General features: G+C 66.0%; 2 protein-coding genes. Both read left to right on the forward strand.

The annotated features are described in order from the left end of the window. Window positions 1-90 precede the first annotated feature (90 nt). Window positions 91-507: a transposase gene (locus tag ACWJ6R_RS36075; protein WP_449066504.1), complete on the forward strand. Its 417-nt coding sequence runs from the start codon at window positions 91-93 to the stop codon at window positions 505-507. After that, complete coding sequence (locus ACWJ6R_RS36080) at window positions 504-1,505, forward strand: IS3 family transposase (RefSeq protein WP_449066505.1); 1,002 nt, start codon at window positions 504-506, stop codon at window positions 1,503-1,505. The genes ACWJ6R_RS36075 and ACWJ6R_RS36080 overlap by 4 nt, the downstream gene beginning before the upstream one ends. The last annotated feature ends 47 nt before the right edge of the window (window positions 1,506-1,552 follow it).

Consider the following 1,552-nt stretch of genomic DNA (forward strand, 5'->3'; position numbering starts at 1 on the left):
CCCTCTGTGCCAAGCTCAAGTGAGACAAACAGGGACTAAGTGCCTTAACTGACATGAGCAGGGCAAGAACGGGTATCGAGCACAATGACCATGACCAGCCATGACCTTCAACGCGGTGACGGCCCCCGAAGTGACCGGCCCAGACGACGACACTTCTCGGCCGAGTACAAGCTGCGGATCGTCGCGGAGTACGAGGCCACACCGGACGGGGAGAAGGGCAGGGTCCTGCGGCGCGAGGGTCTCTACAGCACGAGCATCGACCTGTGGCGTCGCCAGCGCGACAACGGCGAGCTGACCGCGGCCGGCCCGGCGAGCTCCGCGCGGGCGCGTAAGACGCCCGAGCAACTGGAGCTGGAACGACTGCGCAAGGAGAACGCGGCGCTGACCAGGGACAAGGCCAAAGCCGAGAAGAAGCTCGCGCAGACCGAAGCGGCCCTGGACATCATGGGAAAAGGTTTCGCGCTCTTGGAAATGATCTCCGAGAGCGCGGAGAACGAGACCTCGTGACCACCTGCCGGCGCGAGACGCTTGACCTGCTCACCACCGTGCTGCCGATCAACCACTCGTGCGCCCTGGCCGGCGTGGCTCGCGGCTCCTACTACCGCAGCCTGGCCGAACCGGCCGAGCACGAGCCGGCCCCGCGTCCCGCGCCGCCCAACAAGCTGACCGACGCCGAGCGCGAAGAGCTGATCGGCGCACTCAACAGTGCCCGGTTCGTCGACAAGGCGCCCCGCCAGGTCTGGGCGGCGCTGCTGGACGAGGGCGCCTACCTGGCGTCGGTATCGACCATGTACCGGCTGCTGCGCGAACGCGACCAGGTCCGCGAGCGCCGCGCCCAGGCCCGCCATGAGGCCCGCAAGAAGCCCTACCTGGTGGCCCGCGCCCCCAACGAGATCTTCAGCTGGGACATCACCAAGCTGCACGGCCCCGCCGACCGGCAGTACTACGACCTCTACGTCATGATCGACATTTTCTCGCGCTACGTCGTGCACTGGGAGATCCACCTGCGTGAAACCGGGGAACTGGCGGCTGAATTCATGCAGAACACGGTCCGCGCCAACGGCGGCATCGCGCCGGAGGTCATCCACTCCGACAACGGCACCTCGATGACCTCCCGCGCGGTCACCGACCTGCTCGCCGCCCTCGGCATCGTCAAGTCGCACTCCCGGCCGAAGGTGAGCAACGACAACCCCTACAGCGAGGCCGCGTTCAAGACCCTTAAGTACTGCCCGGTCTTCCCCGACCGATTCGCCTCCCTGGCCGACGCGCAGGCCTTCTGCCAGCGGTTTTTCACCTACTACAACCATGAGCACTACCACGCCGGGATCGGCCTGCACACGCCGTTCACCGTGCACATGGGCACCGCCCACGCCATCCAGGACCAGCGAGCCGAGACGATCGAACGCTTCCGCGCGGCCAATCCCCACCGGTTCACCCGCGCACCCCGACTTCCCGAGATTCCTCAGGTCGCGTACATCAACCAGCCCGAGGAAGAGGCAGCCTAGCGATCAGATCAGCCGACTCCCTGTCGCATTTGACTTGACACCTTCCG

The organism is Planomonospora algeriensis (assembly GCF_977012225.1).

Bases quoted from the DNA above. Each gene is read 5' to 3' on its own strand.
- ACWJ6R_RS36075 (WP_449066504.1), top strand. From the start codon at position 91: ATGACCAGCCATGACCTTCAACGCGGTGACGGCCCCCGAAGTGACCGG.